The 26,862-nt window shown below is 59.6% G+C and carries 29 protein-coding genes; 19 read left to right on the top strand and 10 right to left on the bottom strand.

What is annotated here, in order from left to right:
- Positions 1-81 precede the first annotated feature (81 nt).
- The 4 genes from folE to AC1DIH_RS20705 form a co-directional block, all read right to left on the bottom strand.
- Complete coding sequence (gene folE / locus AC1DIH_RS20720) at positions 82-627, bottom strand: GTP cyclohydrolase I FolE (RefSeq protein ID WP_019693029.1); 546 nt, start codon at positions 625-627, stop codon at positions 82-84.
- Between the two features lie 77 nt (positions 628-704).
- A complete protein-coding gene (locus tag AC1DIH_RS20715) occupies positions 705-1,262 on the bottom strand; it encodes a Smr/MutS family protein (RefSeq protein ID WP_477773094.1) in 558 nt (185 codons plus the stop codon).
- Positions 1,263-1,337: 75 nt separating this feature from the next.
- The gene (locus AC1DIH_RS20710) at positions 1,338-1,658 is read right to left on the bottom strand and encodes a hypothetical protein (protein ID WP_427532222.1); all 321 of its coding nucleotides are present in this window, start codon (positions 1,656-1,658) and stop codon (positions 1,338-1,340) included.
- A gap of 132 nt (positions 1,659-1,790) precedes the next feature.
- Complete coding sequence (locus tag AC1DIH_RS20705; RefSeq protein ID WP_477770029.1) at positions 1,791-2,381, bottom strand: cysteine hydrolase family protein; 591 nt, start codon at positions 2,379-2,381, stop codon at positions 1,791-1,793.
- A 238-nt stretch (positions 2,382-2,619) separates the two neighbouring features.
- On the opposite strand from AC1DIH_RS20705, the gene prmB reads away from it, so the two are divergent.
- The gene (gene prmB / locus AC1DIH_RS20700; protein ID WP_477773093.1) at positions 2,620-3,528 is read left to right on the top strand and encodes a 50S ribosomal protein L3 N(5)-glutamine methyltransferase; all 909 of its coding nucleotides are present in this window, start codon (positions 2,620-2,622) and stop codon (positions 3,526-3,528) included.
- A gap of 179 nt (positions 3,529-3,707) precedes the next feature.
- Here the strand turns inward: prmB and AC1DIH_RS20695 are convergent, their stop codons facing one another.
- Together AC1DIH_RS20695 and AC1DIH_RS20690 are read right to left on the bottom strand one after the other, a co-directional pair.
- Positions 3,708-4,499: a hypothetical protein gene (locus tag AC1DIH_RS20695; RefSeq protein WP_427532217.1), complete on the bottom strand. Its 792-nt coding sequence runs from the start codon at positions 4,497-4,499 to the stop codon at positions 3,708-3,710.
- Positions 4,500-4,598: 99 nt separating this feature from the next.
- Complete coding sequence (locus AC1DIH_RS20690; protein WP_477773127.1) at positions 4,599-5,612, bottom strand: alpha/beta hydrolase; 1,014 nt, start codon at positions 5,610-5,612, stop codon at positions 4,599-4,601.
- Between the two features lie 95 nt (positions 5,613-5,707).
- Here AC1DIH_RS20690 and aroC point away from each other — a divergent pair, with 95 nt between their 5' ends.
- From aroC to AC1DIH_RS20660, 6 genes are all read left to right on the top strand, one after another.
- Positions 5,708-6,799: a chorismate synthase gene (gene aroC / locus AC1DIH_RS20685; protein ID WP_477773092.1), complete on the top strand. Its 1,092-nt coding sequence runs from the start codon at positions 5,708-5,710 to the stop codon at positions 6,797-6,799.
- Positions 6,800-6,833: 34 nt separating this feature from the next.
- Positions 6,834-7,979 (top strand): MFS transporter, encoded by a 1,146-nt coding sequence (locus AC1DIH_RS20680; protein ID WP_477773091.1) that lies wholly within the window; start codon positions 6,834-6,836, stop codon positions 7,977-7,979.
- Complete coding sequence (locus AC1DIH_RS20675; RefSeq protein ID WP_477773090.1) at positions 7,976-8,596, top strand: methylthioribulose 1-phosphate dehydratase; 621 nt, start codon at positions 7,976-7,978, stop codon at positions 8,594-8,596. The genes AC1DIH_RS20680 and AC1DIH_RS20675 overlap by 4 nt, the downstream gene beginning before the upstream one ends.
- A 99-nt stretch (positions 8,597-8,695) precedes the next feature.
- On the top strand, positions 8,696-9,241 hold the full coding sequence (locus AC1DIH_RS20670) for a 1,2-dihydroxy-3-keto-5-methylthiopentene dioxygenase (protein WP_477773089.1): 546 nt from the start codon (positions 8,696-8,698) through the stop codon (positions 9,239-9,241).
- Positions 9,242-9,245: 4 nt separating this feature from the next.
- Positions 9,246-9,929: an acireductone synthase gene (mtnC, locus tag AC1DIH_RS20665; RefSeq protein ID WP_427532208.1), complete on the top strand. Its 684-nt coding sequence runs from the start codon at positions 9,246-9,248 to the stop codon at positions 9,927-9,929.
- A 245-nt stretch (positions 9,930-10,174) separates the two neighbouring features.
- Positions 10,175-10,408: a response regulator transcription factor gene (locus AC1DIH_RS20660; RefSeq protein ID WP_477773088.1), complete on the top strand. Its 234-nt coding sequence runs from the start codon at positions 10,175-10,177 to the stop codon at positions 10,406-10,408.
- A gap of 67 nt (positions 10,409-10,475) precedes the next feature.
- Here AC1DIH_RS20660 and AC1DIH_RS20655 read toward each other — a convergent pair whose 3' ends face one another.
- Positions 10,476-10,754, bottom strand: coding sequence for a DUF3509 domain-containing protein (locus AC1DIH_RS20655; protein ID WP_024264778.1), 279 nt, complete (start codon positions 10,752-10,754; stop codon positions 10,476-10,478).
- 405 nt (positions 10,755-11,159) lie between these two features.
- Here AC1DIH_RS20655 and AC1DIH_RS20650 point away from each other — a divergent pair, with 405 nt between their 5' ends.
- The 9 genes from AC1DIH_RS20650 to csrA all read left to right on the top strand — a co-directional run bounded on the left by AC1DIH_RS20650 (position 11,160) and on the right by csrA (position 20,040).
- Entirely contained in the window at positions 11,160-12,998 is a 1,839-nt protein-coding gene (locus tag AC1DIH_RS20650; protein ID WP_477773087.1) for a long-chain-acyl-CoA synthetase, read from the top strand.
- Between the two features lie 97 nt (positions 12,999-13,095).
- The gene (locus AC1DIH_RS20645) at positions 13,096-13,614 is read left to right on the top strand and encodes an ankyrin repeat domain-containing protein (protein ID WP_054593488.1); all 519 of its coding nucleotides are present in this window, start codon (positions 13,096-13,098) and stop codon (positions 13,612-13,614) included.
- 300 nt (positions 13,615-13,914) lie between these two features.
- The gene (locus tag AC1DIH_RS20640; protein WP_477769710.1) at positions 13,915-14,445 is read left to right on the top strand and encodes a hypothetical protein; all 531 of its coding nucleotides are present in this window, start codon (positions 13,915-13,917) and stop codon (positions 14,443-14,445) included.
- 79 nt (positions 14,446-14,524) lie between these two features.
- On the top strand, positions 14,525-14,716 hold the full coding sequence (locus AC1DIH_RS20635; protein ID WP_054593487.1) for a PLDc N-terminal domain-containing protein: 192 nt from the start codon (positions 14,525-14,527) through the stop codon (positions 14,714-14,716).
- 286 nt (positions 14,717-15,002) lie between these two features.
- A complete protein-coding gene (gene speE, locus AC1DIH_RS20630) occupies positions 15,003-15,878 on the top strand; it encodes a polyamine aminopropyltransferase (RefSeq protein ID WP_477773086.1) in 876 nt (291 codons plus the stop codon).
- A gap of 314 nt (positions 15,879-16,192) precedes the next feature.
- Entirely contained in the window at positions 16,193-18,286 is a 2,094-nt protein-coding gene (locus AC1DIH_RS20625; protein WP_477773126.1) for an LTA synthase family protein, read from the top strand.
- Positions 18,287-18,509: 223 nt separating this feature from the next.
- Positions 18,510-19,328 (top strand): SDR family oxidoreductase, encoded by an 819-nt coding sequence (locus AC1DIH_RS20620; protein WP_477773085.1) that lies wholly within the window; start codon positions 18,510-18,512, stop codon positions 19,326-19,328.
- 52 nt (positions 19,329-19,380) lie between these two features.
- Positions 19,381-19,713, top strand: coding sequence for a YnfA family protein (locus tag AC1DIH_RS20615; RefSeq protein WP_477769714.1), 333 nt, complete (start codon positions 19,381-19,383; stop codon positions 19,711-19,713).
- 141 nt (positions 19,714-19,854) lie between these two features.
- Entirely contained in the window at positions 19,855-20,040 is a 186-nt protein-coding gene (gene csrA / locus AC1DIH_RS20610) for a carbon storage regulator CsrA (protein ID WP_216742642.1), read from the top strand.
- Between the two features lie 21 nt (positions 20,041-20,061).
- On the opposite strand, the gene AC1DIH_RS20605 is transcribed toward csrA, so the two are convergent.
- Both AC1DIH_RS20605 and mnmC read right to left on the bottom strand, forming a co-directional pair.
- The gene (locus AC1DIH_RS20605) at positions 20,062-20,289 is read right to left on the bottom strand and encodes a YheU family protein (protein ID WP_019693006.1); all 228 of its coding nucleotides are present in this window, start codon (positions 20,287-20,289) and stop codon (positions 20,062-20,064) included.
- Positions 20,290-20,367: 78 nt separating this feature from the next.
- Positions 20,368-22,362, bottom strand: coding sequence for a bifunctional tRNA (5-methylaminomethyl-2-thiouridine)(34)-methyltransferase MnmC2/FAD-dependent 5-carboxymethylaminomethyl-2-thiouridine(34) oxidoreductase MnmC1 (gene mnmC, locus AC1DIH_RS20600; protein ID WP_477773084.1), 1,995 nt, complete (start codon positions 22,360-22,362; stop codon positions 20,368-20,370).
- Positions 22,363-22,501: 139 nt separating this feature from the next.
- Between mnmC and pap the strand changes: the two genes are divergently transcribed.
- Both pap and AC1DIH_RS20590 read left to right on the top strand, forming a co-directional pair.
- The gene (gene pap, locus AC1DIH_RS20595) at positions 22,502-24,025 is read left to right on the top strand and encodes a polyphosphate:AMP phosphotransferase (RefSeq protein ID WP_477773083.1); all 1,524 of its coding nucleotides are present in this window, start codon (positions 22,502-22,504) and stop codon (positions 24,023-24,025) included.
- A 103-nt stretch (positions 24,026-24,128) separates the two neighbouring features.
- Positions 24,129-25,313 carry a thiolase family protein gene (locus AC1DIH_RS20590; protein WP_477773082.1) on the top strand — a complete coding sequence of 395 codons (1,185 nt, stop codon included), beginning with the start codon at positions 24,129-24,131 and terminating at the stop codon, positions 25,311-25,313.
- Between the two features lie 115 nt (positions 25,314-25,428).
- Here the strand turns inward: AC1DIH_RS20590 and AC1DIH_RS20585 are convergent, their stop codons facing one another.
- A complete protein-coding gene (locus tag AC1DIH_RS20585; protein ID WP_477773081.1) occupies positions 25,429-25,629 on the bottom strand; it encodes a DUF6316 family protein in 201 nt (66 codons plus the stop codon).
- A gap of 212 nt (positions 25,630-25,841) precedes the next feature.
- Here AC1DIH_RS20585 and AC1DIH_RS20580 point away from each other — a divergent pair, with 212 nt between their 5' ends.
- Positions 25,842-26,804 (top strand): DMT family transporter, encoded by a 963-nt coding sequence (locus AC1DIH_RS20580; protein ID WP_477773080.1) that lies wholly within the window; start codon positions 25,842-25,844, stop codon positions 26,802-26,804.
- The last annotated feature ends 58 nt before the right edge of the window (positions 26,805-26,862 follow it).

Raw genomic sequence — 26,862 nt, 5'->3', positions numbered from 1 at the left:
GAAGAAAGGCGCGCAGCTTACCTGATTTTTCACAGGCGAAAAAAAACCGGCGATGAATGCCGGTTTTCTTCGTACAGCGGATTACTTGATCAGGCTGAGAAACTCGCTGCGGGTCGCCGCGTTTTCGCGGAACTCACCGAGCATCACCGAGGTGATCATCGACGAGTTCTGTTTCTCTACACCGCGCATCATCATGCACATGTGCTGGGCTTCGATCACCACCGCCACGCCCAGGGCGCCAGTCACTTGCTGGACCGCCTCGGCGATCTGCCGGCTGAGGTTTTCCTGGATCTGCAGGCGGCGGGCGTACATATCGACGATCCGCGCGACTTTCGACAGGCCCAGCACCTTGCCACTCGGAATATAGGCAACGTGGGCCTTGCCGATGAATGGCAGCAAGTGGTGTTCGCACAACGAGTAGAGCTCGATGTTCTTGACCAGCACCATTTCGCTGTTGTCGGAGCTGAACAAGGCACCGTTGGTGACTTCTTCGAGCGTCTGCTCATAACCGCGGCAAAGGTACTGCATGGCTTTGGCGGCACGTTTCGGCGTGTCGAGCAGACCTTCGCGGGTGGCGTCTTCGCCAAGCTGGCCGAGGATCGCCGTGTAATTCTGTTCCAGAGACATGAAACTACCTGTGGGATTTTACGCAAAGGGCAAGGGTACGGTGGCGGACACGGCGCTGCAAGCGTAGCGCATCAGCTTTACTCGTCGCGACCTTCCATCATGGTCCGTTTGAGCATCACATAAACTGCTCCGGCACCGCCATGTTTGGCCTGGCACGAGGTGAAGCCAAGCACCTGCGGATGCTGACGCAGCCACGTGTTGACGTGACTTTTGATCATCGGCCGCTTGCCGTCCAGGCGTACAGCCTTGCCATGAGTCACGCGCACGCAGCGAATTTCGAATTTTGTTGCTTCGGCGAGAAAAGCCCACAGTGTCTCGCGGGCTTTTTCGACGGTCATGCCGTGCAGGTCGAGGCTGCCTTCGAACGGGATCTGCCCGACCTTCAGCTTGCGCATCTGACTTTCCTGCACGCCGTCACGCGCCCACATCAACTCGTCTTCCGGGCCGACATCGATCACAAACTGATCGGACAGGCCGTCAACGGTGGTGGCATCGGTGCGCACGGTGGCGGCCTGGCGCAACTTGGCGATGTGCGCGCGGTCAGCCTTGGGCTTGCCGGTTTCGGCGCGATCGTGCTTGATCGGCTTGACGCCTTGGATCGCGCTTTTGAACAGGGAAAAATCGTCGTCTTGCATGTCAGCCTCCGCGAAGGGCGGCCAGTTTACCCAAGTCGAGGTGAATCGGGCGCGTCAAAACGCAACGCGCGCCACTCAGTCATGTTTTTTCATCAGGTGCGGAGCCAGGTTCAGCTCACGCGGTTGGCGCATCCGACGGCGGCAGCGACGCCACAAGGCAACACCGACATACAGCAGCAACAGGCCAATCGCCAGGACCACCGCCGCGCCGGCCGGGCTGGCGTTCAACTCGCCGAGCGCTGGCGGGTGGCCCAACAGGCTGGCTGCACCGGCCATCATCAGCAACACGCCGAGGGTTGCCAGCAGCGCGGAAAATGCCGCACCAAAACGATAACGCCAGTTGCGTGGGCCTTTGGGCCGCAAGCGGCGAGCGTCAAAACCATCGGATTTCTTCATTCCGACCTTCCTCAATGGGTATCGGCCCTTCGACCGGGAGTTGACCGGGTGGTTCCTGAGGCTAAGGCAATTGCAGGGAATGAGAGGTTTTTGCGGATGAGCGGCTGCGTTGGCCGCTCATCAAGCGCTCGATCAGATCAGGTCTTGAGTCTGGGCGAGGGTCGCGAAGTTGTCGGCCATGATCGCCATTTCAGTCTGCTGGACATGTTCGGCGCTGAGGACGCCACCTTTGAAAGGCAGGTCCCGGGTGGCACAGGCGTCTTCGACCAGGGTGCAGCGAAAGCCCAGGTTTTTCGCGGCGCGCACGGTGGTGCTGACGCTGGAGTGACTCATGAAACCGCAGACGATCAGGTCCAGCGAGCCGAGGTCTTGCAGGCGTTTTTCCAGCGGGGTGCCGTGGAAAGCGCTGGGCAGCAATTTGCCAATGATGGTTTCGTCAGCCAGCGGCTCGAGGCCGGGGATGAACTCACCGCGTTCGCCTTGTGGGTCGAACAGGCCACCGACGGTGCCGAGGTGGCGTACATGGACGATCGGCCGACCCGCCTTGCGGGCAGCCGCGAGCAATTGCTTGATGTTGTCGACAGCGGCGTCCATGCCGGAAAGGGCCAGGGGGCCGCTCAAGTATTCTTTCTGGGCATCGATGATCACCAGCGTCGCATGGGCCAGATTGGCCGGCGCGTAACCACGACCGCTGAGTTGAAACATCGTTTTTGGAACGGACATTCTGGGGCTCCTTCGAGTGGGGCTTTTGCGACATTGTCCTCTGGCTGAGCGCTTCTGTGAATCGCTACCATCGTAGGCACCGTCGTTGCTGGCCTGCAGCCTGTCAAGAGCTGAGCAGATGTTCAATCAAAAGCTGAAAATCAGGATCAATCCTACATTCGTCCGGTGATCTTTCTTGCGTCGTCGGGGCGAGTTTAGGCTGTTAGAATCGCCAGTCGTTTTTTCAGGAGTTTGCCCCGTGATCACTTCCCGCCTGCGCACCTTGCGCGACCACATTCGTTGGGCTGTCAGCCGTTTTCATGGGGAGGATCTGTTTTTCGGCCATGGGACCGACAACGCCTGGGACGAAGCCCGCCAACTGGTGTTGGGGGCGTTGCACCTGCCGTGGGAAATCGCCGACAGCTACCTGGACTGCCGTCTTGAAGACGACGAACTGGTCAACCTGCAGCGCTTGCTCAAACGTCGAATCGAGGAGCGTATCCCGACGGCTTACCTGTTGGGCGAAGCCTGGTTCTGCGGGATGTCGTTCATAGTTGACGAGCGTGTATTGATTCCGCGTTCGCCGATTGGCGAACTGATCGAAAAACGTTTCGCGCCGTGGCTGGGCGCCGAGCCTGCACGGATTCTCGACCTGTGCACCGGTTCCGGTTGCATCGGCATAGCCTGCGCCTACGAATTCCAGAACGCGGAAGTGGTGCTTGCGGACCTGTCGTTCGAAGCGCTGGAAGTGGCCAATCAGAACATCGAGCGCCATGGCGTCGATGAGCGCGTGTACACCGTTCAGGGTGATGGCTTCGACGGTTTGCCAGGGCAGCGTTTCGACTTGATCGTGTCCAACCCGCCTTACGTTGATGCCGAAGATTTTGCCGACATGCCGGACGAATACCAGCATGAGCCCGAGCTGGGTCTGGCCTGCGGCGACGATGGTTTGAACCTGGTGCGGCGCATGCTCGCCGAAGCGGCGGATCACCTGACCGAGAAGGGCTTGCTGATCGTTGAAGTCGGCAACAGCCAGGTGCACGTCGAGGCGTTGTACCCGGAAGTCGATTTCGCCTGGCTGGAGTTCGAGCGCGGCGGTCACGGTGTGTTCATGCTCAGCGCCGAGCAATGCCGCCAGCATCAGGCGTTGTTCGCCGCCAGGGTTTAATGTGGTGAACGGGGCGAGGGAGCTTGCTCCCGCTGGGCTGCGCAGCGGCCCCCGACCTTTTATCTCAACAATGAGGTAACAGGATTGCGAGCGCTTCGCGCTCGAGCGGGAGCAAGCTCCCTCGCCACAAGAGCCTCAGCAAACTCCCTTGCCACAAGAGCTTGAGCAAACTCGGGTTTTTAGCGGTGCGTAGCGATCCAGATCAGCAGTCCCGCCTGGAACACCGAAAACGCCACCAGACAGGTGATGGTGAAGCGTAGCCCGGTGTCCTCGCGTTTGTATTTGCTGACTTTCTCTTCCTGCTTTTGCAGTTTGACTTCCTGCTCCGCCAGATTCTGCTCGGCTTGCTGCAGCATCTGCGCGGCTTCGAGTATTTCCACGAACTGCAGTTTTTCGGAATTCCAGTCGCCGAGGAGATCGCCGACTTTTACCTCTTTGACGCTGCCCTTCAAATGCTGGGCGTCGGCGTAGACCACGTCAAAGCCGTGCACCCGCAGAAAGTGGTCGCGGCGCAGGCGGGTGTCTTCGTTGAGGGCGTCCTTGTTGTTCAGGTCCGCACCGTCGACGGTGTAGCTCGACCACTTTTTCTTCGCCCACGTAATGCCTTGAGCCGCCAGGAAACGGCCAATGCCACGGTTCAGCGGTTCAATCTGCAGACCGCTGTCGGGGCCGAAGTGCACACGACGGGTCTCATGATCGACCCAGACGTCCAGGTGGTTCTGTTCCTTGCGCACCCGTTGGCCAGGCAGCGAAATGCTCATGCGCAGCAGGCTGCGTTCTTTGCTGTTGCGCTCGGCATAGCCGAACTCGACAAAGCGCAATGGCCGCCCACCGGTCGCTCGATCGGTTTTCAGCGGCGCCAGGCGAAGCATCTTGTGGTGCTCGGCCTGGACGTCCGACCACGGCAGGTCGACCACTTCAGTAGCGGAGGTTTGCGGCGCGGTGTCGGGTGAATTCTGGGTATCAGTCATAACGGCGAGATCCTGTCCAAGCCCTGCTTGGCGGCAGCCAATGGGCTGCCGACACCGGCTTATCGGCCGTTTTTTCCAGGACTGGAGGGTAACACCGGCTTAACTGGCGCGAAGTCCGTCAATAAAGCTCAAGATCTGAGTCCCGAGCTCGACGGCGAGGGGCAGTTGCGGGTCTTTGTAGGAGGCCAATTGACGCTTGATGTCGTTGGGCACGATACGCATCACGTGGTTCATGCCTTCGATCAGCGCCAGTTGGGCATCCGGTTTCGCTGCTTTGAGCATCTGTGCGTCACCAACGCCGACCTGCATGTCGTTACTGCCCTGGATGATCAGCGCCGGCATTTTCAGCTTGGCGAAAGCCGCCGCCGGGTCCTGGCGAAACAGGCTGATCAGGTACGGTTGCACGCTGGGACGGAAGATCACCTGCAACGGCGTCGGAACGCGTTCATCGACATGCCCGGCCTTGAGGCTGTCCAGCAGCTCATTGCTGCGCAGCAGCAGATCGGGTGGCATTCGATTGCTCAATTGTTGACGCAGGACCTGATCGACCGGTCGGGCGCTGCCGGACACGGAAATCACCGCGGCGGCATCGACTTGCGGGGCGGCGAGTGTGGCCACCAGCGCACCTTCACTGTGTCCGAGCAGAATCAGCGGCCCCATACGCGGGTCGGACTTGAGCTTTTGACCCCAGGCCACCGCGTCTGCAACGTAGGCTTCAAGGGTCAGATTGCGTTCATCCGGGGTCGCCGCGAGGCTGGCCGCCACGCCGCGCTTGTCGTAACGCACGCTGGCGATGTTGTGTTTGGCCAACACCCAGGCCAGGCGCTTGAGGCTGTCGTTGTTGCCGCCTTCCGGGTTATTGCCGTTACGATCGGTAGGGCCCGAGCCGGAAATGATCAGCACAACCGGCACCGGGTTGTCGGACTTTGGCAGCAACATCGAGCCGAAAAGCTCACCGCTGCCGGTATCCAGACTGATTGGCCGTTGCAGAACAACAGAGGCCTGGACTGCATTGGAAAGCAGGCCGGTAAACAGGGTAAGGCTCAAGGCAATAACTCGCAGCATCATCACGCCATCATTCAGAAGGTGTCGGTTGGACTCGAAGGCACCAATAAGGTTCGAGGATGAACTAGTTGGATAGCCTGCGTATACTGGCGCGCATTACGAATTCAGGTTGAGTCACTCAGCGATTTCACGGAGCGCCCTGCATGTCCGGCAATACCTACGGCAAGCTGTTCACTGTCACCACCGCGGGCGAAAGCCATGGTCCGGCGTTGGTCGCCATTGTCGACGGCTGCCCGCCGGGCCTTGAGCTGTCCCTGGAAGACTTGCAGCGTGATCTGGACCGCCGCAAGCCCGGCACCAGCCGTCACACGACCCAGCGTCAGGAAGCCGACGAAGTCGAAATCCTCTCCGGCGTGTTCGAAGGCCGCACCACCGGTTGCGCGATTGGTTTGCTGATCCGCAACACCGACCAGAAGTCCAAGGACTACTCGGCGATCAAGGACCTGTTCCGCCCGGCCCACGCCGACTACACCTATCACCACAAATACGGTGAGCGCGATTACCGTGGCGGTGGTCGCAGCTCGGCGCGGGAAACCGCCATGCGTGTGGCGGCGGGGGCGATTGCGAAAAAATACCTGGCGACCCAGGGCATCGTCGTTCGCGGCTACATGAGCCAGCTCGGGCCGATCGAAATCCCGTTCAAGACCTGGGACTCGGTCGAGCAAAACGCCTTCTTCAGCCCCGACCCGGACAAAGTGCCAGAGCTTGAGGCCTACATGGATCAACTGCGCCGCGACCAGGATTCGGTCGGCGCGAAGATCACCGTGGTCGCCGAAGGCGTGAAACCGGGGCTCGGCGAACCGATCTTCGACCGTCTCGACGCCGAACTGGCCCATGCACTGATGAGCATCAACGCGGTGAAAGGCGTGGAAATCGGCGCCGGTTTCGCCAGCGTCGCCCAGCGCGGCACCGAGCACCGTGACGAAATGACCCCCGAAGGTTTCCTCAGCAACAACGCGGGCGGGATTCTGGGCGGCATCTCTTCGGGGCAACCAATCATCGCGCACCTGGCACTCAAGCCAACGTCGAGCATCACCACGCCGGGCCGTTCGATCGATATCCACGGCAACCCGGTGGACGTTGTTACCAAGGGCCGTCATGACCCTTGCGTCGGCATCCGCGCCACGCCGATTGCCGAAGCGATGATGGCCATCGTGTTGATGGACCACCTGCTGCGCAATCGCGGGCAAAACGCCGACGTGCGCGTCAGCACCCCGGTGCTGGGCCAGCTGTGAAGCCGTGCCCTGACGTCGCCGCGGTCTGACGGCCGTGGCGGCGCTTCCATACTGGCGGTTGTCCAGTTTCTATCTGTTCTATTTCGCCTTGCTCGGTTCGACCGCGCCGTTCCTGGCGCTGTACTTCGATCACCTGGGGTTTTCCAGCGCGCGCATTGGCGAACTGGTGGCGATCCCGATGCTGATGCGCTGCGTCGCACCGAATATCTGGGGCTGGCTGGGTGACTACACCGGCCGGCGCCTGGCCATCGTGCGCTTCGGTGCGATCTGTACGCTGCTGACCTTTTCGCTGATCTTCGTCAGCAAAAGCTACGCCTGGCTGGCGATGGTCATGGCGTTGCATGCGTTCTTCTGGCACGCGGTATTGCCGCAGTTCGAGGTCATCACCCTCGCGCATTTGCAGGGCCAGACTTCGCGCTACAGCCAGATCCGCTTGTGGGGATCGATCGGTTTCATCATCACCGTGGTTGCGTTGGGGCGGCTGTTCGAATGGTTGAGCCTGGACATCTACCCGGTGACGCTGGTGGTGATCATGGGCGGGATAGTCGTCAGCAGCCTCTGGGTGCCGAACGCCCAGCCGGCGCAAGGCAACCGGCAGGTGGGCGAGGGCTTTCTCAAGCAACTGCGCAGCCCCGGCGTGTTGGCATTTTATGGCTGCGTGGCATTGATGCAGATGAGCCATGGGCCGTATTACACCTTTCTGACCCTGCACCTTGAACACCTGGGTTACAGCCGTGGTGTGATCGGCATGCTCTGGGCGTTGGGGGTGGTGGCTGAAGTCGTGATGTTTATATTCATGAGCAATATCCTGGCGCGCTTCTCGGTGCGCCGGGTGCTGATGGCGAGTTTCCTGCTGGCGGCGTTACGCTGGTTGCTGCTCGGCTCGTTCGCCGAATTCCTGTGGGTGCTGCTGTTTGCGCAGATTCTGCACGCAGCAACCTTCGGCAGCTTTCACGCCGCGGCCATCCATTTCGTGCAACGTAGCTTCGGTGCACGCCAGCAAGGGCAGGGCCAGGCGTTGTACGCAGCACTGGCCGGCACCGGCGGTGCGTTGGGCGCGTTGTATTCCGGTTACAGCTGGAATGCCCTGGGCGCTACATTGACCTTTAGTATTGCCAGCCTCGCAGCGTTCGCTGCAGCCGTTATCATTGCCACACGTATGCAAGAGGACAGGCCATGAGCCTTACCCGTGAACAACTCGCCCAGCAAATCATCGACGCCGGGCGTTTTTTGTATGGCCGTGGCTGGTCGCCCGCCACCAGCAGCAACTATTCGACGCGACTGTCGGCCACCGAAGCCCTGTTGACCGTTTCCGGTAAACACAAAGGGCAGTTGGGGATGGATGACGTGCTGGCCACGGATATGTCGGGCAACAGCCTGGAACCCGGCAAGAAGCCGTCTGCCGAAACCCTGCTGCACACCCAGTTATATAATTGGCGTGCCGACATCGGTGCGGTGCTGCACACCCATTCGGTCAATGCCACGGTGTTGTCGCGGCTGTTGCAGGGGCCGGTCATTACGTTTGAAGACTACGAACTGCAAAAAGCCTTCAGCGGGATCTCGACCCATGAATCCAGGGTGCGGGTGCCGATCTTCGACAATGATCAGGATATCGGGCGCCTGGCGTCCAAAGTGCAGCCATGGCTCGACGACCATCCCGACTGTGTCGGTTACCTGATTCGCGGTCATGGCCTCTACACGTGGGGCCCGAAGATGAGCGATGCATTGCGGCAGATCGAAGCGTTTGAGTTCCTGTTTGAATGCGAGCTGAAAATGCGCGCGTTGATTAACCGTTAAGGCCTACTTCACCTGAAGTCGCCAACCGCCTGATGAAACGCGTTGCCTGACCGGCCGGTAAAAGCCGGACGGCTGCGCCGCTAACGAGGAATTGCCAACATGAGCAGCCTGTCCGTTTACCACGTTTCAAGCCCGGACCTGCCGAACAAGGTCCTGACCCATCTCGACGATATCGCCTCGACCCTGGCCGAAAAAGGTGTGCGCTTCGACCGTTGGCAAGCCGCGGCGAAGATCCAGCCGGGTGCCAGCCAGGAAGAAGTGATTGCCGCTTATCAGGTGCAGATCGACCAGTTGATGACCGAACGCGGTTACATCACCGTCGACGTGGTCAGCCTCAACAGCGATCACCCGCAAAAAGCCGAATTGCGCGCCAAGTTTCTGGAAGAGCATCGCCATGGCGAAGACGAAGTACGATTTTTCGTCGCGGGCCGTGGCCTGTTTACCTTGCACATCGACGACTACGTGTACGCCGTGCTCTGCGAGAAAAACGACCTGATTTCGGTGCCCGCCGGCACTGCACACTGGTTCGACATGGGCGAGCATCCGCACTTCGTGGCGATTCGCCTGTTCAACAATCCCGAAGGCTGGGTAGCCAACTTCACCGGCGACGACATCGCCAGCCGCTTCCCGCGTCTCGAGGACTGATGGCATGACGATCAAAGCCATTCTCACCGACATCGAAGGCACCACCAGCGCGGTGAGTTTTGTGTTCGACGTGCTGTTTCCCTATGCCGCCAGACATTTGCCGGACTTTGTCCGGCAACAGGCACAGCGGGCCGACGTAGCCCGGCAGATCGACGCGGTCCGCCAGGACAGCGCCGAGCCTGGCGCTGACGTTGAACGGGTGATTGAAATCCTGCTGGGCTGGATTGCCGAAGACCGCAAGGCCACGCCACTCAAGGCGTTGCAAGGGATGGTCTGGGAGCAGGGTTATCAGGCCGGGCAGTTGAAGGGCCATGTCTACCCGGATGCGGTCGACGCACTGAAACGCTGGCATCAGGCCGGTTATCAACTGTTCGTTTACTCGTCCGGTTCGATCCAGGCCCAGAAGCTGATCTTCGGTTGTTCCGAGGCCGGTGACCTGACGCCGCTGTTCAGCGGCTACTTCGACACCACCTCGGGACCCAAGCGTGAGGCGCAGTCCTATCAGCGCATTACTCAAGCCATTGGCTGCGAGCCTGCGCAGATCCTGTTTCTCTCCGACATCGTTCAGGAGCTGGATGCCGCCCGTGAAGCCGGCATGGCCACCTGCGGACTGGTACGCGAAGGCGGTGAGCTCGCCGGGCATCTGAACGTCAGCAGCTTCTCGCAAATCGATCCCGCCACGTTCTGAGTGGCTACGGCTGACTGCAACCCACGCGGTCAGCCGACTTTCCATCGCGGACTAACATCATGGCCAACGCACGTCTGTAGGACGTGTAGGAAGTTGCCTGTTGATAAGTCGGCCATGCCTGTTTGTGGTTTTCCTTACTTGTTTAATCTTGTCCCTGTGTAACGCTGCGGCCCTTAAGTTTGTTCGCTTATCCAGGCACCTTTCGCGCCTGGCAATGGTGCGGACTCCTGGTGAGAGGGCTAAGGATGAAAACACCAAAGCGACAGCGTCCGGATCCGGCAGGCAAACCGCTGAGCAAAAAGGAACTGGAGATTCTGTATTGGGCCAAGGCCGGCAAAACGGTGTGGGAAATCAGCGTGATTCGGGACATTTCCGAGGCGACGGTGAAGTTTCACCTGAGCAACATCTACTCCAAGCTTGAAGTCACCAACCGTGCCCAAGCGGTCGGCGAGGCGGTTAATCGCGGCTTGTTGAGCTGAACTCAAAACGCACTCAGGCCGTGCAGCGCAAGGCTTGCACGACCTGAAAGGTTTGAGCGGTTGGTGCTTATCTCGAGTGATAGGTCGGCAAGGCGAAACGCTGCTGGCTTTGCAGCATTGAAATCTGCGGCAGTTCGCTGGCCTGCTCGGCCAAGTCACGGCGAATGGCACTGATGACCCAGGACAGTTGATCGCCGGCGTGCAATTGAGCGTATGAAATCGAGCGTTTGAACACTCGGCCATCGCTGCTATTGAGCGTCAGCAGAATACCGCCGTCTGGGCGTGCTTGCGTGGTGACGTCGAAGTTGGAGAACAGGGACGAAAATTTTTCCTGGATCAGGCTCATGTCGATCAGCTCCGTTTGCACTTGAATGGCAAGCATGGAGTGATAGGTGCACTGATTGTGCCAGTATGAGCGTTTATAAAAATCCTTATAAATCAATAATATAGAAATCGTGATTTTTCTCGGCATCGTGCATTCTGCACGAATGGCCATCGTGCATCCTGCATTTTGCGCGCTCGCCGCAGTAGCGACCCGGATACAAAACATTTCAAAAACCGCGTGTACAGCGGCGCAAGTGCGGGCGTATTTTTTGACTTGAATCAACGCTTCCACGCTTGTTTTTATCTCTAGCGATAGGTTTTCTGCTGTCTCTCATTACAAGGATGAAGTTGCCTGAACACCTGCGACCAAATGTTCGCCCGACAATAACAAAACAGGCCTGACATCAAGGGCCGAACGGGAGCAACCATGAGTCTCGCGTCAAACGACATGATCACCTGGGGCATGATGCTCCGTAAGTTGCCGACCATTGCCAAGGCCCTGCCACGGGTGGTCAAGGGGCTCAAAGTCGCCAATGTCAAACAGCCGGATCAACCCTGCGGCCTCGGTTGGAGCTTCGAGCAAGCGACACAGCGTAATCCCAATGGCCCGGCGCTGCTGCAAGGTGAGGTCAGACTGAGTTATGCACAGGTCAATCAGTGGGCCAACCGCATTGCTCACTACCTGATTGCCCAGGGTATTGGCAAAGGTGATGTGGTCGGGGTCTTCATCGAAAACCGCCCGGAGCTGCTGGTCACAGTGCTGGCGGTGGCCAAGGTTGGCGCGATCAGCGCCATGCTCAATACCTCGCAAACCCAACAGGCGCTGGTGCACAGCGTGAATCTGGTGGCTCCGGCGGCAATCGTGGTGGGCGAGGAGTTGGTCGAAGCGTATTCGACAATCCGCGAGCAGATCGCAATCGATACCGCGAGAACCTGGTGGGTGGCCGATCAGGACACTTTGCGTGACCCCGGTGAAGCTCCATCGGACTTCATCAACCTGATGCGCGCCAGCACCGATTGCCCGAGCGACAATCCGCTCAGCAGCCAGCAGGTGTGTTTCGACGACCCTTGTTTCTATATCTACACCTCGGGCACGACCGGACTGCCCAAGGCCGGGGTGTTCAAGCATGGCCGCTGGATGAAGACATCCACTGTTTTCGGCTTGGTCGCTCTGGATATGCGCCCCGACGATGTCGTCTATTGCACCTTGCCGCTGTACCACGCCACGGGGTTATGCGTGTGCTGGGGCTCGGCAATTTGCGGGGCGTCGGGCTTTGCCATTCGGCGCAAGTTCAGCGCCAGCCAGTTCTGGAACGACGCGCGCAAATACCGGGCGACCACCATCGGCTACGTTGGCGAGTTGTGCCGTTACCTGATCGATCAACCGCCAAGCGCCGCCGACCGTGATAACGCAGTGCTGAAGATGATCGGCAACGGCTTGCGCCCCGGCGTCTGGAGCGAATTCAAGCGGCGCTTCGGGGTCAATCACATGTGTGAGCTGTACGCCGCCAGCGACGGCAATATCGGTTTCAGCAACATCCTCAACTTTGACAACACCATCGGCTTCTCGCTGATGTCCTGGGCGTTGGTCGAGTACGCCCACGACAGCTGTACGCCGATCCGCAACAGCAAGGGTTTCATGCAGAAAGTCGGCAAGGGCCGGCAAGGCCTGTTGCTGGCAAAGATCGATGACAAGGCGCCGCTCGATGGCTACACCGACCCGCAGAAGACCGAGCAAGTCGTGCTCCACGATGTCTTCGAGAAGGGCGATCGCTACTTCAATACTGGCGACTTGTTGCGCAGTATCGGTTTTGGTCACGCCCAGTTCGTCGATCGCCTTGGCGATACCTACCGCTGGAAGGGCGAGAACGTGTCGACCACCGAGGTCGAGAACATCCTCTTGAAGCATCCCTATGTTGCCGAGGCGGTAGCCTATGGCGTCGAGATCAACAACACCAATGGTCGCGCCGGCATGGCTGCGATTACCCCGGCTGAATCCCTGGCGACCCTGGACTTCCGTGAGTTGCTGGGCTTCGCTCGCCAACACCTGCCGGCCTATGCGGTGCCGTTGTTTTTGCGGGTGAAAGTGAAAATGGAGACCACCGGGACCTTCAAGTACCAGAAGACCCGCCTCAAGGATGAAGCCTTCGATCCGCGCAAAACCGGCGACGATCCGGTCTACGCCTGGCTGCCGGGCTCGGACACTTATGTGCAGGTCACCGAACAGGTATTGGCGGATATCCACGCTGGCAAGTTCCGTTATTGATTCTGGCTATGGCCGGACGAGAGAAAAAAGGAGTGACAGGGGTAAGGGCGCTTAAGGAAACTAGCGGCTTTGCGATTGACCGAATGTGGAGCCCCCAATGACAGACAAATCCCGCCAGATGACCCCGGAAGAAGCCGCGGAGTTTGCCGAGCAGGTATTCAACAAGGCCCGTGATGGCGACGCAGCGATGCTCGCCGCACTGCTGAGCAAAGGTCTGCCGCCGAACCTGCGTAACCACAAGGGCGACACCTTGCTGATGCTGGCTGCCTATCACGGCCACGTCGATGCAGTGAAAGTATTGCTTGAGCACAAGGCCGATCCAGAGATCCGCAACGAAAATGGTCAAAGCCCGATTGCCGGCGCGGCGTTCAAAGGCGATCTGGCAGTGGTGACCGCCCTGGTTGAAGGTGGCGCCGAGGTTGAAGGTTCGTCCTTTGACGGCCGCACCGCATTGATGATGGCCGCGATGTTCAATCGCAGTGCAATCGTCGACTACCTGATCAGCAAAGGCGCTGATCCCAAGGCCAAGGATGCCAATGGCATCAACGCTCTGGACGCAGCCAGGACCATGGGCGCGGCAGACACCACGGCACAGTTGCAGAAGCTGCTCGGCTGATCCGTGGCGAGGAGCGCTCCGCACGACCCGTAGCAGCTGCCGAGCCTGCGAGGCTGCGTTCGAGCGCGCAGCGGTCGTGAAATCAGCTAACGCGCTCCTTCAGGCAGACCGCATTGCGTGACTTTACGACCGCTGCGCGCTCGAACGCAGCCTCGCAGGCTCGGCAGCTGCTACGGATGACGTAGGAGCTTGATTGCGCTCCCTTGCCACAAGTCTGTGTTCCGACTCCAGGGCTCGGTATCCATTCGCGAATGCGCTATCCTTCGCGCCCTCAAAACTCCCTCGCTACAGGATTTGCCCATGAAAGCCGCACTCATCGAACTCATCAGCAAAATCAGCTCCGGCTGCATGAGCGAAGCGGAAATTGTGCAGATCGCCGATGAAGCCGCCCAGGCCTATGCCGATCCCGAGGCGTTTCTGGCGGCCAACCCGGACATCAACTACGACGACACTTTCCCGATCCCGCTCGGTGAATGGGTAGTGGTCGGCAGCCTGCCGGAAACCGTGCTGTTCCAGGCCGACACCTACATGGACCTGTTCGCACAGATCGTTGCGTCTTTCGGCCCGGGCGTGGCGTTCAACATCAAGCCCAAGCAACTGGCCAAGACCGAAGCGTTGACGGCACTCAACCGCATCCAGGTCCAGATGGGCAGCATGAACCCGGAAAACGGCGGCTACACGCTGATGAACTTCAGCCAATTGCTCGATGACGAGATTCAGACCGTGCTGGTCTATGGCAACGATGTCCCACGGGTGCTGGAGTTGTGTGCGCACATCGGGATTGCCGCGGCGCCGTCCCTGGAAGCGCTGAAAGTGGCGATCCACGTTTAAGGCGCCAACCGTAATAAATCGGAGCCCTTGTCAGGCCCGACTATCCTAAGGGGGAAATTCTTCTCCAGGGAGCGACACCATGGGTTCCACCTTCAATGGCCTGGTTGGCCTGATCATCCTCGCGCTGGATATCTGGGCGATCATCAACGTGCTTAAAAGCGGTGCAGAAACCGGGATGAAAATCATCTGGGTGCTGCTGATTCTCCTGCTTCCGGTGCTGGGCCTGGTTATTTGGGCGATTGCGGGGCCCCGGGGTAACGTGCGGTTCTGACACCGCCCTCTATGTCGACACATCACCCTGTGGGAGCGAGCCTGCTCGCGATGCAGGCGCCGCGGTTTGTCAGTTAAATCGCGTCATCGTTCATCGCGAGCAGGCTCGCTCCCACAGGGTTCACTGTTTACTCAAATGATCTTTGGTTCGACGAAGGTTCGACCTGTCATGTTCGGCGACGTAGAATGCGCGCCTTTCCGTGGTCAATCGCCTGCCCGGCGCCTGCGATTGTCCATCATGGGCGGGTGACCGTCCGTTGCCACCAGCATTCACCGGGGGACTTCCCATGAGCACCACCAACACCTGCGAGTACCTGGAAACCCTCTACGAAGGCTACGGCCAGCGTTTTCGCATGGAAAAACTGCTGCACGAAGTGCGCACCGAGCACCAGCACCTGGTGATTTTCGAGAACTCGCGCATGGGCCGGGTCATGGCGCTGGACGGCGTGATCCAGACCACCGAAGCCGACGAGTTCATCTACCACGAGATGCTCACTCACGTGCCGATCCTGGCTCACGGCTCCGCCAAGCGCGTATTGATCATCGGTGGTGGCGACGGCGGCATGCTGCGTGAAGTGGCCAAACACCGCAGTGTCGAACACATCACCATGGTCGAAATCGACGGCACCGTGGTCGACATGTGCAAGGAATTTTTGCCAAACCACTCCAAAGGTGCGTTCGATGATCCACGCCTGAACCTGGTGATCGACGACGGTATGCGTTTCGTCGCCACCACCCAGGAAAAATTCGACGTGATCATCTCCGACTCCACCGACCCGATCGGTCCGGGTGAAGTGCTGTTCTCGGAGAACTTCTATCAGGCCTGTCGCCGTTGCCTGAACGAAGGCGGCATTCTGGTGACCCAGAACGGCACGCCGTTCATGCAGATCGAAGAAGTGAAGACCACCGCCGGCCGCTTGCGCAGTCTGTTTCCGGACTGGCACTTCTATCAGGCCGCGGTGCCGACTTACATCGGCGGTGCCATGACGTTTGCCTGGGGCGCGACCAACACGGCGTACCGCAAGCTGTCGCGCGAAACCCTGAGCCAGCGTTTTGCCGGCAGCGGCATCATCACGCGCTACTACAACCCGGAAATCCATATTGGCGCATTCGCTCTTCCGCAGTACGTGCTGCAAGCGGTGAACAAGCCCGGTAATGATTGAGTGGCACTGATACGAAAGGGCCGCAAGGCCCTTTTTTGTGTTTCCAGATATGCGTTGTACGAAATTTTCACAAACGCTCCAAGACAATTGACCCATGCCGATTTAACACTCACCCCCCTGTGACTCTTGTTCCAGAGCCCTGGAAGCCGGGCTTTGGGGGTTGCTTGCCAGTTATGAATGGCAATGCCGGGAGTGATCGTGCAACATTTGCGCATCGCGCAGGCTCCCGGCCACTTCCTCAAGTAACCGCAATGAGAGGGCAGGGCACCGCAACATCTTTAAAACTTCAACTTCCAATGAGTCCTATAAACGACATGGCTATCCCGGACGCCCTGAGTCAGCAGCGAGCTTCAAATCGCTTGCTGCAACCGACCGTCAAATCGCATCTGGCGTACACACTGCTCTGTGCCGTGGTCATGATGGTGATGCTCTCCCTGCTGCGCGTTGCGCTGCTGGTGTACAACCGGGAGATGATCCTCAACACTCCCGCCTCGACTTTCCTCGAAGCGTTCGCCAACGGCTTGCGTTTCGACCTGCGTCTGGTGGTCTACTTCAGCATTCCGCTATTGCTGGCCCTGTTCAGTGTCCGGGCGATGGCTGCCCGTGGTCTGTTCCGGTTCTGGCTGACCATTGCCTCGAGCATCGCGCTGTTTCTCGGCCTGATGGAAATGGACTTCTACCGTGAGTTCCACCAGCGCCTCAACGGCCTGGTCTTCCAGTATGTGAAGGAAGACCCGAAAACCGTCATGAGCATGCTCTGGTATGGCTTCCCGGTCGTCCGTTATCTGTTGGCCTGGGCCGTTGGCACCTGGTTGCTGAGCCTGGCGTTCAAGGGCGCCGACCGTGCAACCCGCCCTCGCGGCCCGTTCAGCGGTGGCGCCATCAGCACTCGTCAGGTTGCCCCGTGGTACGCGCGCATCGTGGTATTCGTGGTTTGCCTGTTCATCTGCGTCGTGGCTGCCCGCGGCACGTTGCGTCAAGGCCCACCGCTGCGTTGGGGTGACGTTTACACCACCGACTCGAACTTCGCCAACCAGTTGGGCCTGAACGGCACGTTGCAGCTGGTTGCTGCCGCGAAGAGCCGCATGTCCGAAGAGCGCGACAACATCTGGAAGCCGACGATGGAGCAGTCTGAAGCCCAGAAAATTGTCCGCGATATGCTGGTGATGCCGGATGACAAGCTGGTTGATGCCGATATCGCTGCAGTACGCCGCGATTACACGCCACCGGCCGACAAGACGCTGCCGATCAAGAACGTCGTTGTGATCCTGATGGAAAGCATGGCCGGTCACTCGGTAGGAGCCTTGGGTGCGCCTGGCAACATCACGCCCAACCTCGACAAATTGTCGAAAGAAGGCCTGTTGTTCGATCGCTTCTTCTCCAACGGTACGCATACCCACCAGGGCATGTTCGCCACCATGGCCTGCTTTCCGAACCTGCCAGGTTTCGAATACCTGATGCAAACCCCGGAAGGTAGCCACAAGTTGTCCGGCCTGCCACAGTTGCTCAGCGCCCGTAACTACGACGACGTGTATGTCTACAACGGCGATTTTGCCTGGGACAACCAGTCGGGTTTCTTCAGCAACCAGGGCATGACCAACTTCATCGGGCGTAACGACTACGTCAACCCGGTGTTCTCCGACCTGACGTGGGGCGTGTCCGACCAGGACATGTTCGACCGTGGCCTGCAGGAGCTCAAGGCGCGCGAAGGCAAGCCGTTCTACGCGCTGCTGCAAACCCTGTCCAACCACACCCCTTATGCCTTGCCGACGCCATTGCCGGTCGAGAGAGTGACTGACCGTGGCAGCCTGAACGAGCATTTGACGGCCATGCGTTACGCCGACTGGGCGTTGGGGCAGTTCTTTGAAAAGGCCCGTAAAGAGCCGTACTTCAAGGAAACCCTGTTTGTCATCGTGGGCGACCATGGTTTTGGCAACGAGCGTCAAATCACCGAAATGGACCTGGGCCGCTTCAACGTGCCGATGCTGATGATTGCACCGGGGATCCAGGAAAAGTTCGGTCAGCGTGACCACACCGTGGGCACTCAGATCGACATCGTGCCGACCATCATGGGTCGCCTCGGTGGTGAAGTGCGTCAACAGTGCTGGGGACGAGACCTGCTCAACCTGCCGCAAGGCGACACCGGTTTTGGCGTGATCAAGCCATCGGGTACCGAGCAGACCACAGCCATCGTCACGGCTGACCAGATCCTGATTCTGCCCAAGGAAAAGGAAATGGATCCGAAGATGTACCAGTACCAGCTGGGTGCCAACCCGCATGCTGAAGTGGTCCCGAATGCACCGCGCACCGCTGAGCTGAAGCTCAAGCTGGAAGCGTTCCTGCAAACCGCGACCAAGAGCTTGCTGGATAACACCGCAGGTGTAACCGAAAGCATGCAGACCCAGTAAAACGTCAATAAAAAAGAGGCCCGCAAGGGCCTCTTTTTTTTGTCTGCAGAATCTGTTAGCGGGCGGTGCAACGCTGCCGAAAACCTGTCCGGCTTGACGCAATTCCGTGATATGCAATCGCTGCGGTTTGCCTGGGGCATTCAGCAGTTTGATGGTCATGGGTGTAGGAAAATCCTTCGCTACACTGCGAGCATCTTCCCCCGGAACAACAAGGCAACTCCCTATGCAAAATCGCATGATGATCACTGGCGCCGGGTCCGGCCTGGGTCGCGAAATCGCTCTGCGCTGGGCTCGTGAAGGTTGGCAGTTGGCCTTGTCCGATGTCAGCGAACCGGGCTTGCTGGAAACCCTCAAGCAGGTCCGCGAGGCCGGTGGTGACGGTTTCATTCAGCGTTGCGATGTACGCGACTACAGCCAGCTGATCGCCTTCGCACAAGCCTGTGAACAGAAGCTGGGCGGCATCGATGTGATCGTCAATAACGCTGGCGTCGCCTCAGGCGGTTTCTTCAGTGAGCTGTCGCTGGAAGACTGGGATTGGCAGATTGCGATCAACCTGATGGGGGTGGTCAAAGGCTGCAAGGCGTTCCTGCCGCTGCTGGAAAAAAGCAAAGGCACGATCATCAACATCGCTTCGATGGCTGCATTGATGCAAGGTCCGGCCATGAGCAACTACAACGTGGCCAAGGCCGGTGTGGTGGCGCTGTCCGAGAGCCTGCTGATTGAACTGGCACAGCAGGAAATCGCTGTGCATGTGGTCTGCCCGTCGTTCTTCCAGACCAACCTGCTGGACTCCTTCCGTGGCCCGACCCCGGCCATGAAAGCCCAGGTTGGCAAGTTGCTGGAAAGCTCGCCGATTACCGCCGCTGATATCGCTGACTATATCTACCAGCATGTTGCCGCCGGCGAGTTCATGATCCTGCCCCATGAGCAGGGCCGTACGGCCTGGGCACTCAAGCAGAAGAACCCGCAGTTGCTCTACAACGAGATGACCGTGATGGCCGACAAGATGCGCGCCAAGGCCACCAGCAGAACTTGCGAGTAGCGGGCTGCGTCGTTAGGGTTGCCGCTTCTGGCCGCCCTGACGAGATGTGTGCATGCTCAATTACCTGTGGTTTTTCCTCGCGGCGCTGTTCGAAATCGCCGGCTGTTTCGCTTTCTGGATGTGGTTGCGGCAGGGTAAAAGCGCCTGGTGGGTGGTGCCGGCGCTGCTCAGCCTGACGCTGTTCGCCCTTGTGCTGACCAAAGTCGAATCGGCCTACGCCGGCCGCGCTTACGCAGCCTACGGTGGCATCTACATCATTGCGTCCATCGGCTGGCTCGGTGTGGTCGAGCGGATTCGACCGCTGGGCTCGGACTGGCTGGGCGTTGCGCTGTGCGTATTAGGCGCGAGCATCATTCTGTTTGGCCCACGCTTCACTACACCTTGAGTCATTGATGTTGCCGTGAAAGGGAAGTCTGTAAGAGGAGTCGCTTTGCCGCGTAGGGGGGGACTGTTTTGCCGCCGTTGCATTGTAGACCCGGCGTCAGCCGGTCATCTTCAAGGCCCGGTAACCTCAAGGACTAGAGCCATGCTCGTACTCAGCCGCGTTGTGGGCGAAATGATCTCCATTGGCGACAACATCTCTGTGCGTATCCTCGCCGTGAACGGAAGCAATGTTCGCTTTGGTGTCGAAGCCCCGCAAAACATCAATGTGCATCGCGCCGAAGTCTACGAGCGCATTCAGGCCAAACGGGTACACGGCAAACGCAGCTGAAGCCCTCGGTCAAATGGCTGCTCAATCAAACAGGTGCTTGGGCACATCGTGCTTGAGCATCAGTTGGCATTGCTGGCTTTCAGGATCGAACACAATCAGCGCCTGACCTTTGCTCAACGCATGGCGCACCCGCAATACGCGGGTTTCCAGCGGGGTTTCGTCGCCATTGTCGGTACCGTCACGGGTGACGAAATCTTCGATCAGGCGGGTCAGGGTGTCGACTTCAAGTTGGTCGTGGGGAATCAGCATAGGCACCTCGGGTCATCAATCCGGCGATCCTACGGCGCTTCACGCCGCAGGACCAGCCTGCTCGCCTTGATCCCGTCATCACGAACCGCGAATCAGCTTGCGCAAGGCAAACCGGTTGGGATGGCAGGCCTCGGCGACGCTTCTGGGCAGCGGCAGCGGTTCGTTGTCCAGCCACGCCGCCAACAACTCGCCGGACAGCGGCGCGGTGATCAGTCCGCGTGAGCCGTGCCCGCTGTTGACGTACAACCCGTCGAGCCATGGGCATGCGATGTCCGGCACTTGTCGGGCATCCTTGCCCAGCACGGCGTAGGCCTGGGCGAACGCCGTGCTGTCAGCCAATGGGCCGACGATTGGCAAGTAATCGGGGCTGGTGCAACGGAACGCGGCGCGACCTTGCAGCTGTTCCGGGTTCAGCTGTCTGGCGTGCAGACGAGCGACCAGGTCGCTGGATATCTCCTCGAGCAGTTCCAGGTTGCCAAGGTGTTCGGCAGTCGTCGGAGTCAGGTCGTCGCTCTTGAAGTCGAAGCTGGCGCCCAGGGTGTGTTCACCCAGGCGTGCGGGGGCGACGTAACCTTCAGCGCAGACCACCGTCGCCAGACACTGGCTCTCCGCGGTTTGCGCCAAGCGGGTGATTTGCCCGCGAATGCGTTTGAGCGGCAGCTCGGCACTGTGCGCGAAGCGTTTGATTTCCGCCGCGCCGGCCAGTACCACCACCGGCGCACTGGCGAGCAGGGTTTCGCCGTCCCAGGCTTGCCACTGATCATCGACCTTGCGCAATTCCAGAACGTCGCGGTGCGTCAGCAGTTGGACATTGGGGTGCGATGCTTGCCACTGGCACAGGGCCGGTGGATGAACCCAGCCACCCTCTGGATAGAACAGCCCGCCATGGGCCAGTTCGATTCCGGCCAGGGCCTGYGCGTGCGGCTGGTCCAGCAGGTGCAACAAATCGGCGGGGAAGACCGCCGCCAGTTGCGCCTGACGCTCGGCTTCCTTGGCATTGAATGCCAGTTGCAGCACCCCGCAATCGTCCCAGTCGACGCCGCGCTGCAAGTGTTCGAGCAAGCGCCGGGTGTGCCCGAAACCGCTGACGATCAATTGCGAAAGTGCGGTGCCGTGGGCCGAGAGTTTCAGGTACAGCACGCCTTGCGGGTTACCCGAGGCTTCCTGCGCCAGGTCGGCATGCCGTTCCAGCAGGCTGACCTGCCAACCGCGCGCGGCGAGGCTGGCGGCGCTGGCGCAACCGGCCAGCCCGGCGCCGATCACCAGCGCACGACGTTCGCCGCTCAGCTGATTCGGGCGAGCAAACCAGGGCTTGGCGGTTGCCGGCGTCGGTGTTTCCTGCGGCCAGCCGATGAACTCACCCCGCAGGATTTCCCATTTGTGGCCGATGCCCGGTGTGCGGCGCATTTTGAAACCCGCCGCATTCAGCAGGCGACGGACCCAGCCGGTGCTGGTGAAGGTGCTGATGGTCGAACCGGGCGCCGACAGACGCGCCAGTTCGGCAAACAGTTCGGCGGTCCACATGTCGGGGTTTTTCGACGGAGCGAAACCGTCGAGAAACCACGCGTCGATCTGCGCGTCCAGCTGTGGCAGTTGTTCCAGCACGTCACCGATCAACAGCGTCAGGGTCACGCGGCCAYTGTCCAGCACCAGCCGCTGAAAGCCCTGGTGGATGGCAACGTACTGCGCCAACAACTGATCGGCAAATGGCTTGAGGTCAGGCCAGAGTGTCAGGGCCCGTCGCAGATCTGTCGGGCTCAGCGGGTACTTCTCGACGCTGATGAAATGCAGCCGTGCGCCAGCCACAGCCTGTTGCTCGAACAGCTGCCAGGCGCAGAGAAAATTCAGTCCGGTGCCGAAACCGGTCTCGCCAATCACCAGCCTTCCGCTGGCCGGCAGTTCGGCAAAACGTTCGCTCAGGCGGTTTTGCTCGATGAACACATAACGGGTTTCATCAAGGCCCGACTGGTCGGAGAAATACACGTCGTCAAACACCCGCGAGCGCGGGCGACCTTGGTCGTCCCAGTCGAGCTGGGCATGCGGGACGGGGTTCGGCAGTGTTTCAGGGTTCATGGTCGGCTCAAGCGAGGCTAGGTGGCCATTCTAGCCGATCGCGACACAAGCGATTGATCCATGGCAAAGCGCAAGGGATGGTCCAGACAAACACTCGGTCAATCCGCTAGTCTTGGACAATCTTGGAAGGGAGTCGCTCATGTTCGAATCTGCCGAAATCGGTCATGTGATTGATAAAGAAACCTACGATGCTGAAGTGCCGGCGTTGCGTGAGGCTTTGCTTGAAGCTCAGTTCGACCTCCAGCAGCAGGCACGATTTCCGGTCATCGTGTTGATCAACGGGATTGAAGGCGCAGGTAAGGGCGAGACGGTCAAGTTGCTCAATGAGTGGATGGACCCGCGATTGATCGAAGTGCGTACCTTCGATCAGCAAACCGATGAAGAGCTGGCGCGACCACCGGCCTGGCGCTATTGGCGGATGCTCCCGGCCAAGGGGCGGATGGGGGTATTTTTCGGTAACTGGTACAGCCAGATGCTGCAAGGCCGGGTCCATGGTCTGTTCAAGGATGCGGTGCTGGACCAGGCGATCAACCAGGCCGAGCGCATGGAAAAAATGCTCTGCGATGAAGGCGCGGTGATCTTCAAATTCTGGTTTCACCTGTCCAAGCAACAAATGAAAGCGCGCCTCAAGTCCTTGCAGGACGACCCGTTGCACAGCTGGCGCATCAGCCCGCTGGACTGGCAGCAATCGCAGACCTACGACAAGTTCGTGAAATATGGCGAGCGCGTGATTCGCCGCACCAGCCGCGACTACGCACCCTGGCATGTGATCGAAGGTGTGGATGCCCATTACCGCAGTCTGACCGTGGGCAAGATCCTGCTCGACGGCCTGCAAAATGCCCTCAAGCGGCCCAGGATCAACCCGGACAAAGTCAGCGCTGCGCCGCTGTCGGCCAGTGTCGATCACTTGAGTTTGCTCGGTAGTCTGGACATGAGCCAGCGGCTGGAGAAGGACGATTACGAGGAGCAACTGATTACCGAACAGGCACGGTTATCCGGCCTGATGCGTGACAAACGCATGCGCCGGCACGCACTGATCGCGGTATTCGAGGGTAACGACGCAGCGGGCAAGGGGGGGGCGATTCGTCGTGTGGCCGCCGCACTCGACCCGCGTCAGTACAGCATCGTGCCGATTGCCGCGCCGACTGAGGACGAACGCGCCCAGCCGTATTTGTGGCGCTTCTGGCGACAGATCCCGGCGCGGGGAAAATTCACTGTCTTCGACCGTTCCTGGTATGGCCGGGTGCTGGTGGAGCGTGTCGAGGGTTTTTGCAGCCAGGCCGACTGGCTTCGCGCCTATAGCGAAATCAACGACTTCGAAGAGCAGATCAGCGCCTCCGGGGTGATCGTCGTGAAGTTCTGGCTGGCCATCGACAAACAGACCCAGCTGGAGCGTTTCCAGGAGCGCGAAGCCATTCCCTTCAAACGCTTCAAGATCACCGAAGACGACTGGCGCAACCGCGAGAAGTGGGATGACTACCGGACGGCTGTCGGCGATATGGTCGACCGCACCAGCACCGAGGTTTCTCCCTGGACCCTGGTGGAAGCCAACGACAAACGCTGGGCCCGGATCAAAGTACTGCGCACCCTCAACCGTGCGCTGGAAGACGCCTTCGAGAAATCCGACAAGCGCGAGAAGAAGCTGAAGAAGGGCGAGAAGTAGCCCGATGGGTTTGCATACGCGGGGTGAATGATTGTCGCGGTCGGCCGGGAGCTGGATTTATGCTCGATCCACTTCCTGAACGACAACAACAATGAGGTATGCCATGCGTGAAGTAGTGATCGTCGATAGCGTGCGAACCGGCCTGGCCAAATCCTTTCGCGGCAAGTTCAATCAGACGCGTCCGGACGACATGGCGGCCCATTGCGTCAACGCGCTGCTGGAGCGCAACGATATCGATCCGGCCAGCGTCGAGGACTGCATCGTTGGCGCCGGCTCCAACGAAGGCGCCCAGGGTTTCAATATCGGGCGCAACGTGGCGGTGCTTTCGAATCTGGGCATCGGCACCGGTGGCATGACCCTCAACCGCTTCTGCTCCTCGGGCTTGCAGGCGATAGCCATCGCAGCCAATCAGATTGCTTCGGGTTGCAGCGAGATCATCGTTGCGGGTGGCGTCGAGTCGATCAGCCTGACCATGAAAAGCGTCAACACCGACAACCTGATCAACCCGTTGCTCAAGGAGCAGGTGCCGGGCATCTACTTCCCGATGGGCCAGACCGCAGAAATCGTCGCCCGTCGCTACAACGTCAGCCGCGAAGAACAGGACCGCTACGCCCTGCAAAGCCAGCTGCGTACCGCTCAGGCGCAGGCTGGCGGATTGTTCAGCGATGAAATCGTGCCAATGGCGGTGAAGTACAAGGTCGAGGACAAAAACACCGGCCAGGCGCAGATCCTGGAAGGCATTGTCGATCGCGATGACTGCAACCGCCCGGACACCACCTACGAAAGCCTGGCGGGATTGAAACCGGTGTTTGCCGAAGACGGTTCGGTCACTGCCGGCAATTCCTCGCAACTGTCTGATGGCGCTTCGATGACCCTGGTGATGAGCCTGGAAAAAGCACTGCAGCTGGGCCTCAAGCCGAAGGCCTTCTTCCGGGGTTTCACCGTTGCCGGTTGCGCGCCGGACGAAATGGGCATCGGCCCGGTGTTCTCGGTGCCAAAGCTGCTCAAGGCCAAGGGCTTGCAGGTGGCGGATATCGACCTGTGGGAACTCAACGAAGCCTTTGCTTCGCAGTGCCTGTACAGCCGCAATCGCCTGGAAATCGATAACGAAAAATACAACGTCAACGGCGGCTCGATCTCCATCGGCCACCCGTTCGGCATGACCGGTTCGCGTCAGGTCGGCCATCTGGTGCGTGAGCTGCAACGGCGCAACCTGCGTTACGGCATCGTGACCATGTGCGTGGGCGGTGGGATGGGCGCTACGGGGTTGTTTGAGGCGGTGCGGTAAGTGGCCTGGAATGTGTAGCGCTTGTTAAATCGCCATCGCGAGCAGGCTCGCTCCCACAAGGACTGCACAAAACCTGTGGGAGCGAGCCTGCTCGCGATGAAGGCGCCGCAAAGTTTCAGCGAATACGTTCGCGGTTCAATAACTGCATCCGCTCGACGTACGCACGAATCTCCCGCTCAGCCGCTTCATGGTTGCTGAACGGTCCTTCCTGGGTGTTCTCCCGGGTATTGAAATACAAATCACCGTTCACCCGACACAACCGTTCACTGCGAAAGTGCGTGGCAGGGGCAGTGTCGTGGGCGCGCATGCCGTACATGACGGTCTCCTTGGGCGGATCCGGGAAGGGCGGGACAAAATCAGCTTATGTCTGAACGACATGGCGCGCCTGTTCAACTGATCAGCGGTCAACCGTCAATTTATCGGTGCGACCGATACAGTCTCATTTACGGCCTTTCGCCAACTGTCCCTGTGTGATGCCTCGCCGGCAGCCTAGAATGGCTTTTCTCGTCGTTAGCCTTTGGGGTTCCCATGCACATTTCGTCCGGTCGCTGGGTTTATGGTCTGTTCCTCGCCTTGCTGACCGCGTTTTTGTGGGGAATCCTGCCGATCAAGCTCAAGCAAGTGCTGCTGGTGATGGACCCGGTCACGGTGACCTGGTTTCGACTGATGGTCTCCGGCGGTTTCCTGTTCCTTTACCTGACGGCGACCAAGCGTCTGCCGAGCCGACAGGTGCTCGGGCCCAAAGGTGGCTGGCTGGTGCTGATGGCGGTACTCGGGCTGGTGGGCAATTACGTGTTGTACCTGATGGGCCTGAACCTGTTGAGCCCGGGCACCGCACAGTTAGTTGTGCAGATGGGGCCGATCCTGTTGCTGATCGCCAGCCTGTTTGTGTTCAAGGAGCGTTTCAGCGTGGGGCAGGGGATTGGCCTGCTGGTGCTGTTGTTGGGCTTCGGTTTGTTTTTCAATCAGCGGCTGAGCGAGTTGCTGACGTCTTTGAGTGATTACACCGCAGGCGTGTTGCTGGTACTGGCGGCGTCGACCGTCTGGACCTTCTATGCGCTGGGCCAGAAACAACTGCTGACGGTGTGGAATTCGTTGCAGGTGATGATGGTGATCTACCTGTTTTGCGCCTTGTTGCTGACGCCGTGGGTGCATCCGCTGGAAGCCTTGCAACTGAGCCCGCTGCAAGGCTGGTTGCTGCTTGGATGCTGCCTGAACACGCTGATCGCTTACGGTGCTTTTGCCGAGGCGCTGGCGCATTGGGAGGCGTCGAGGGTCAGTGCGACGCTCGCCATCACACCGTTGGTGACCTTCGCGGCTGTGGCGCTGGCCGCCTGGTTGTGGCCCGATTTTGTACAGGCCGAACAGATCAACAGTCTGGCGTATGGCGGTGCGGTGCTGGTGGTGCTGGGGTCGGCGCTGGTCGCGTTGGGGCCATCGCTGATCGCCGGGCTCAAGGCCCGGCGGATGCGGGCTGCGGTCAGTCGATAACCGCGTCATCGTTCATCGCGAGCCTGCTCGCGATGACGGATTGCCAGGCGCTAAATAA

This window comes from Pseudomonas sp. 05N36 (assembly GCF_056397385.1).
This window is presented reverse-complemented; position numbering and strand designations above follow the sequence as displayed.

Coding starts and splice junctions, on each gene's coding strand:
- folE (WP_019693029.1), bottom strand. CDS start 627: ATGTCTCTGGAACAGAATTACACGGCGATCCTCGGCCAGCTTGGCGAA.
- AC1DIH_RS20715 (WP_477773094.1), bottom strand. CDS start 1,262: ATGCAAGACGACGATTTTTCCCTGTTCAAAAGCGCGATCCAAGGCGTC.
- AC1DIH_RS20710 (WP_427532222.1), bottom strand. CDS start 1,658: ATGAAGAAATCCGATGGTTTTGACGCTCGCCGCTTGCGGCCCAAAGGC.
- AC1DIH_RS20705 (WP_477770029.1), bottom strand. CDS start 2,381: ATGTCCGTTCCAAAAACGATGTTTCAACTCAGCGGTCGTGGTTACGCG.
- AC1DIH_RS20695 (WP_427532217.1), bottom strand. CDS start 4,499: ATGACTGATACCCAGAATTCACCCGACACCGCGCCGCAAACCTCCGCT.
- aroC (WP_477773092.1), top strand. CDS start 5,708: ATGTCCGGCAATACCTACGGCAAGCTGTTCACTGTCACCACCGCGGGC.
- AC1DIH_RS20675 (WP_477773090.1), top strand. CDS start 7,976: ATGAGCCTTACCCGTGAACAACTCGCCCAGCAAATCATCGACGCCGGG.
- AC1DIH_RS20670 (WP_477773089.1), top strand. CDS start 8,696: ATGAGCAGCCTGTCCGTTTACCACGTTTCAAGCCCGGACCTGCCGAAC.
- mtnC (WP_427532208.1), top strand. CDS start 9,246: ATGACGATCAAAGCCATTCTCACCGACATCGAAGGCACCACCAGCGCG.
- AC1DIH_RS20660 (WP_477773088.1), top strand. CDS start 10,175: ATGAAAACACCAAAGCGACAGCGTCCGGATCCGGCAGGCAAACCGCTG.
- AC1DIH_RS20655 (WP_024264778.1), bottom strand. CDS start 10,754: ATGAGCCTGATCCAGGAAAAATTTTCGTCCCTGTTCTCCAACTTCGAC.
- AC1DIH_RS20650 (WP_477773087.1), top strand. CDS start 11,160: ATGAGTCTCGCGTCAAACGACATGATCACCTGGGGCATGATGCTCCGT.
- AC1DIH_RS20645 (WP_054593488.1), top strand. CDS start 13,096: ATGACAGACAAATCCCGCCAGATGACCCCGGAAGAAGCCGCGGAGTTT.
- AC1DIH_RS20640 (WP_477769710.1), top strand. CDS start 13,915: ATGAAAGCCGCACTCATCGAACTCATCAGCAAAATCAGCTCCGGCTGC.
- AC1DIH_RS20635 (WP_054593487.1), top strand. CDS start 14,525: ATGGGTTCCACCTTCAATGGCCTGGTTGGCCTGATCATCCTCGCGCTG.
- speE (WP_477773086.1), top strand. CDS start 15,003: ATGAGCACCACCAACACCTGCGAGTACCTGGAAACCCTCTACGAAGGC.
- AC1DIH_RS20625 (WP_477773126.1), top strand. CDS start 16,193: ATGGCTATCCCGGACGCCCTGAGTCAGCAGCGAGCTTCAAATCGCTTG.
- AC1DIH_RS20620 (WP_477773085.1), top strand. CDS start 18,510: ATGCAAAATCGCATGATGATCACTGGCGCCGGGTCCGGCCTGGGTCGC.
- AC1DIH_RS20615 (WP_477769714.1), top strand. CDS start 19,381: ATGCTCAATTACCTGTGGTTTTTCCTCGCGGCGCTGTTCGAAATCGCC.
- csrA (WP_216742642.1), top strand. CDS start 19,855: ATGCTCGTACTCAGCCGCGTTGTGGGCGAAATGATCTCCATTGGCGAC.
- AC1DIH_RS20605 (WP_019693006.1), bottom strand. CDS start 20,289: ATGCTGATTCCCCACGACCAACTTGAAGTCGACACCCTGACCCGCCTG.
- pap (WP_477773083.1), top strand. CDS start 22,502: ATGTTCGAATCTGCCGAAATCGGTCATGTGATTGATAAAGAAACCTAC.
- AC1DIH_RS20590 (WP_477773082.1), top strand. CDS start 24,129: ATGCGTGAAGTAGTGATCGTCGATAGCGTGCGAACCGGCCTGGCCAAA.
- AC1DIH_RS20585 (WP_477773081.1), bottom strand. CDS start 25,629: ATGTACGGCATGCGCGCCCACGACACTGCCCCTGCCACGCACTTTCGC.
- AC1DIH_RS20580 (WP_477773080.1), top strand. CDS start 25,842: ATGCACATTTCGTCCGGTCGCTGGGTTTATGGTCTGTTCCTCGCCTTG.